The sequence below is a fragment of the Robiginitalea sp. genome, assembly GCF_049588695.1.
Lineage (GTDB): Bacteria > Bacteroidota > Bacteroidia > Flavobacteriales > Flavobacteriaceae > Robiginitalea.
Map to the genome: position 1 here is coordinate 1 of NZ_JBAVZJ010000481.1, position 5,506 is coordinate 5,506.

At 49.4% G+C, this 5,506-nt stretch carries 5 protein-coding genes; 3 read left to right on the plus strand and 2 right to left on the minus strand.

Annotated features, from left to right (window positions below; all coding sequences use genetic code 11):
* Positions 1 to 942 (minus strand): sugar phosphate isomerase/epimerase family protein (locus WBV75_RS11280; protein ID WP_424120700.1); only part of this gene is annotated, 942 nt, incomplete at its 3' end.
* A gap of 199 nt (positions 943 to 1,141) precedes the next feature.
* Between WBV75_RS11280 and WBV75_RS11285 the strand changes: the two genes are divergently transcribed.
* Genes WBV75_RS11285 through WBV75_RS11295 form a run of 3 tightly spaced genes read left to right on the plus strand, consistent with a single transcriptional unit; the run spans position 1,142 to position 4,432 of the window.
* Positions 1,142 to 2,860 carry a GMC oxidoreductase gene (locus tag WBV75_RS11285; RefSeq protein ID WP_424120701.1) on the plus strand — a complete coding sequence of 573 codons (1,719 nt, stop codon included), beginning with the start codon at positions 1,142 to 1,144 and terminating at the stop codon, positions 2,858 to 2,860.
* Positions 2,860 to 3,510, plus strand: a complete 651-nt coding sequence (locus WBV75_RS11290) for a gluconate 2-dehydrogenase subunit 3 family protein (protein WP_424120702.1) — start codon at positions 2,860 to 2,862, stop codon at positions 3,508 to 3,510. The genes WBV75_RS11285 and WBV75_RS11290 overlap by 1 nt, the downstream gene beginning before the upstream one ends.
* A 13-nt stretch (positions 3,511 to 3,523) precedes the next feature.
* Positions 3,524 to 4,432 carry a hydroxypyruvate isomerase family protein gene (locus WBV75_RS11295; RefSeq protein WP_424120703.1) on the plus strand — a complete coding sequence of 303 codons (909 nt, stop codon included), beginning with the start codon at positions 3,524 to 3,526 and terminating at the stop codon, positions 4,430 to 4,432.
* A gap of 426 nt (positions 4,433 to 4,858) precedes the next feature.
* Here the strand turns inward: WBV75_RS11295 and WBV75_RS11300 are convergent, their stop codons facing one another.
* The gene (locus WBV75_RS11300; protein ID WP_424120704.1) at positions 4,859 to 5,431 is read right to left on the minus strand and encodes a hypothetical protein; all 573 of its coding nucleotides are present in this window, start codon (positions 5,429 to 5,431) and stop codon (positions 4,859 to 4,861) included.
* Positions 5,432 to 5,506 lie beyond the last annotated feature (75 nt).

Consider the following 5,506-nt stretch of genomic DNA (forward strand, 5'->3'; position numbering starts at 1 on the left):
TCCCTCTTCCTCACTGAGCACCTTACCCTCATATTCAACCCCAACAAATCCGGTATATCCCGCATCTTTTACGATCTGAAGCATCTGTACATAGTCGGTGTCTTTTTCATCCCCGGATGCGTTAAAATTATGGGATTTGGCACTGACAGCCTTGGCGTAAGGCATGAGCTCGGTAACACCTTTGTATCTATCATATTCATCAATACAACCCGCATCACCTCCCTTTATACAGAAATTACCAAAGTCTGGCAGGGTTCCGCAATTGTCCATGTTTACTTCCTGCATCACCTGTGCGAGCAACGCCGCGTTCGAGGAAAGCCCCCCGTGGTTTTCCACAAGTACGTTAATGTTTTTACCCCTGGCATACCTAGATAAACTCTTAAGTCCGTCCACAGAATTGGGCACCCAGGTCTCCGGATCACTGCTCCCGGATAGATTGACCCGGATGGAATGGCATCCCATGGCCTGGGCGGCATCCACCCATTTATAGTGGTTTTCCACAGCGGCCATACGAGCAGCCTTGTCGGAAAGGGCCAAATCGCCCTGACCATCTATCATGATCAGCAGGTTTTGCATGCCGTGTTTGGCTGCCTCTGCATTGGATTTGTCAATAAAACCCTGCATCGCCTCTTCAGAATAAGACGCCTTTTCCAATTCGGGATTGTACAACTGGCTCACATATTCCAATCCACTGAACCCCCACGATTTCGCCATTTCCGCAAACCTGTAGGGATCTGTGTTTCCTTCCCTAATCATTGTGTGAATGGACCATTGGGCCAGGGAGAGTTTAAAAAACGGTGAAGCTTCGGGTTCGGGAACACGGGCTTCATCAGATTCGGTAGCCATCGCCTTTTTCTCGTTTTCTTTACAGGCTGCCATTCCAAGGAAGGCCAGGGCCATCCCCGCCTGACTGCTTCTGTAGATAAAATTTCTGCGCTTCATAAGGTGCTGGGATATAGTTGGTTTGTGATGACCCGGAAAATCTCCGGGTTTTATTCAAAGGACGGAACCGATTCTTTCAATTATTGTCTAATTCCTAATTATCAGTCCTATTAAGTGGTATTCCTTCGGTTATAACAGATTTTAAATGTAGAAAATTAATTTAATATTTAATACTTTTAGCCATCTAACAAACCCATTGATGAGTAAGTTTTATTACAACCAGGAAGAAGATACCTATGACGCCATTGTGGTAGGAACAGGTATTAGCGGAGGCTGGGCCGCAAAGGAATTGTGTGAGCAGGGTATGAAAACGCTGGTCCTGGACCGGGGCCGGATGGTCAACCATATCGAAGACTATCCCACGGCCAATATGGATAAATGGGACTTCCCCAACAATGGGGAGCTCCCAAGGGAGGAAAAAGCCAAACAACTGAAACAGGCCCGTACGGGGTACACCGTAAGAGCCCCGCACAATTTCTGGTTCGTCGACGACCTGGAACATCCCTATAATGAAACCAAGCGTTTTGACTGGATGCGCGGCTACCATGTTGGGGGACGCTCCATAATGTGGGGGCGTCACAGTTACCGCTGGAGCAATATGGATTTTGAAGCCAATAAAAGGGACGGTATCGCGGTGGACTGGCCTGTGCGATATAAAGATATCGCCCCCTGGTACGATAAGGTGGAAGCCTATATCGGGGTTACGGGGGAAAACCTGGGCCTTCCCCAACTACCCGATGGGGTCTTCGAGCCCATGATGGAGCTCAACTGTGTTGAACAGCACGTACGCGAACAAGTCGCTGAGCATTTTGACGGGAGGGTGATTACTGCCGGACGGGTGGCTCACATCAATAGTGATAAACAATTTGAAGGAAAAAACCGAATGCGGTGTCAATACCGCAACCGCTGTATACGCGGGTGTCCTTTCGGGGCGTATTTCAGCAGCAATTCGTCTACGCTTCCGGCTGCGGAGGCTACAGGGAATATGACGCTTCGTCCTGATTCCGTGGTCCATGAAGTGATGTACGATCCAAACACGAAGAAAGCTACCGGGGTAAAGGTCATCGACAGGATCACCCAGGAGACGTATGAGTTTAAGGCCAAGGTCATATTTTTATGCGCCTCTGCCATAGCTTCCACCGCCATCCTGATGCAATCCAAATCGGACAGATTTCCCAATGGGATGGGTAATGATTCGGATCAGCTCGGGCGTAACATAATGGATCACCATCTTGGTGTGGGTGCGGGTGGCCGTTTTGAAGGTTTTGAAGACAAATATTATAAAGGGCGGAAACCCAATGGAATCTACGTCCCCAGGTTCAGAAACCTCGGAGGCAACTCCAATACCGATAAATTTATCCGGGGTTATGGATACCAGGGAGGTGCCAGCCGGGGAAGTTGGGAAGACTCCGTCAAAGAGCTTTCCCATGGTAAAGGCCTGAAGGAGGCAATCCTGAAACCCGGAGGGTGGAATTTCGGAATGGGTGGTTTTGGAGAAGTCCTCCCCTATGAGGATAACCGAATGACACTGGATTACGACAAACTGGATAAGTGGGGGCTACCCACGGTTACCTTTGATGCGGAATTCAAAGAGAATGAATGGAAGATGCGTGAGGACATGAAGGAACAGGCGGTAGCTATGCTCGAAAAAGCGGGATTAAAGGACGTAGAGCCCTTCGACGACCCCGGGGCACTGGGGCTGGGGATCCACGAGATGGGAACCGCACGTATGGGGCGGGATCCCAAAACCTCGGTCGTCAATGGATATAACCAGGTGCACGCAGTAAAGAATGTTTATGTAACCGATGGGGCTTTTATGACCTCAGCAGCCTGTGTAAACCCTTCCCTGACTTATATGGCTTTTACAGCCCGGGCCGCACAACACGCAGCACAGGAACTTAAAAAAGGAAACATCTGATGGACAGAAGAATCGCATTAAAAAACATGGGGTTAGCCCTGGGGTACACCGTAGCCACCCCCACGATAATAAGCCTGATGCAAAGCTGCAAACAGGAAACGGGGCCGGACTGGACGCCGCTTTTCTTTTCCCCCGGGGAAGGTGCAGTAATTATGCAGCTGGCAGATTTGATCCTGCCTAAGACCGATACACCTTCAGCAACAGAAGTGGGGGTACACACCTTTTTGGATCGTTATTGGATGGAGGTCTCCGAACCGGAAGAACAAGATCTCATTAAGTCGGGCCTGTCCAATTTTATAGAGAAAGCCTTGGCAGACTCCGGAAAAAAAGCCGGGGATTCCCTCACAGCTGAAGAACTGGAACCCGTACTGGCCGGAGCCCTTAAAAAACGTGATAAAGAAGACGAAGCTAAACTCTATGAAACCCTCACCACCTATAACGAGGCGGTTGCCGAGGGCCAGCCAGCCGAATTGGATGGTGATGTTTCCAGGTTTGTCTTTGCCAACCAGTTTCGTGATGCGGTCATCTGGTCCTATAAAACTTCGGAATACGTAGGGGAAGAAGTGCTGGCCTACCTGCCTGTACCTGGTGAGTATATCGGGTGTGGAGATGTGGATGAGCTCACGGGAGGCAAAGCCTGGTCCCTATAGAAATAAACCTTTCTTGAAACGACGTTCCTTTATCCGAAATACAGGGTTGGCCGCTGTAGCCATTGCTGCCTCCCCTACCTTGTATGGGAAGGACACCACTTCCTTTACCAAACCCTTTGCACTAAATTTTGCCCCCCACCTGGGGATGTTCCGGGCACACGCCGGAGCGGATCCTTTGGACGAACTCCGGTTTATGGCTGACTCCGGGTTCCATGCCTTTGAAGACAATGAAATGGCACAGCGCCCGGTAGCCCTACAAGAGCAAATCGGGCAATTCCTCGAGGATCGCGGTATGAACATGGGGGTTTTCGTGGCACATACCATTGCCTGGTCCCAGCCAAATCTGGCTTCCGGAGACCCCGGGCTTCGCCGGGCGTTTTTAGATGAGATCAAAGCCTCCGTAGAGGTAGCAAAAAGGGTAGGAGCCCGATGGATGACCGTGGTTCCCGGGCATGTGGACTTGAAACAATCGATGGCCTTCCAGACCGCCCATGTGGTCGAGGCACTTCGGGCGGCTGCTGAGATCCTGGAGCCCCATAAACTTACCATGGTTTTGGAACCCTTGAATTTCAGGGATCATCCCGGGCAGTTCCTCTCAGAATCCCCCCAGGCCTATGAAATCTGTAAGGCGGTAAACTCACCGGCCTGTAAAATCCTGTTCGATATCTACCATCAGCAGATTCAGGAAGGAAACCTGATTCCAAATATTGAAACCTGCTGGGATGAGATCGGCTATTTTCAAATAGGTGACAACCCCGGGCGTAAGGAACCCGGTACAGGTGAAATCAACTACGCCAATGTGTTCCGCTTTATTCAGAAACAGGGATATTCAGGTATTCTTGGGATGGAACACGGCAACTCTATAGGGGGGAAGGAAGGGGAACTCGCCGTACTCAAAGCCTACAGATCTGTAGATCCTTAGGTATTCAATGACTTCCCGCGTATTTCATTTTACCCGATACGGGCCAATGTTCCTTTAGCAATACTTGCAGTTATCTATGACAATGCAATCTTCCTACTGTCATTAATTGGTAAGACCTCTATCTGAATCGGGAAAACGTATGTGATACAGGCTTAATCGGCGCTCTGTGGGAATCTTCAGCAGTAAATCCGTTGTGGGCATAAGAACTAAAAGTCAAACAGTACGACCCCGGAACACCTAAAAATCTCATTGATACCGGCAGATGAATCAGGTAGTTCCCCCGAAACCTAAATTCAATCTAAGGAGACTCCCGAAGGAAACCCTTAGTTCCGATGTCAACAGTGTCCCATAAAGTTGTTATATCAATAACAAGCTTCAGGAGTCGTACTTCTATCGTTTGACTTCTAATGTCTTACTTTTAAATAATTATAATGTGATGTTTGAGGGTAGAGGTTGGGCCTTAAAAGCCCCGGTAACCCGAACCGAGCCCCCACTTCCGTCATTTAACACCATATCTATCTCTCCAAAAACTTCCTGTGGAGTACATCCTGAAATGGAGATTGACCCGGATTCGCTGAAATACAGGGCCGACGTTTTATCCCCCATGTCTGCATATCCAAACACGGTGTCGAAGTGCGTCATAACCCCGGTACCCTGCTCACCAACCGAATACTCTCCTTTATCGATCATTTCATCAGTTCCTGAAATAGGGATCAAAAACCCAAATCCAGGCCCTTCCGCAATTCGCGGATTGACAAAATGGAGTTTGAAAACCCGGGACTCCATTGAGTTATCATGCCTATCCGAATATTCGAAATACACGGGGCCGTTTATCTTATTGTTTTTACCATCTGCAGCCGTTTCAAGATCGTACTTCCCCGGGGCCAATTCCGCTGTCAACGAAACAGGATCCGGAGCCATATAAGCAATCACCAGGACCAATGCCACACTCAGCGCAACCGGCCACATCAGTCGAAACAATCGGGAGTCCTTAATCATGGTTTCTCAGTTTGACTGACGGAAATCTCCCCGGGCTCACCTTCAGGCCAATTGGCAGGGGCATCGGGCGTCTGC

What these genes read in the sequence shown, in the direction of transcription:
- WBV75_RS11290 (WP_424120702.1), top strand. Translation starts at nt 2,860, where the DNA reads ATGGACAGAAGAATCGCATTAAAAAACATGGGGTTAGCCCTGGGGTAC.
- WBV75_RS11285 (WP_424120701.1), top strand. Translation starts at nt 1,142, where the DNA reads ATGAGTAAGTTTTATTACAACCAGGAAGAAGATACCTATGACGCCATT.
- WBV75_RS11300 (WP_424120704.1), bottom strand. Translation starts at nt 5,431, where the DNA reads ATGATTAAGGACTCCCGATTGTTTCGACTGATGTGGCCGGTTGCGCTG.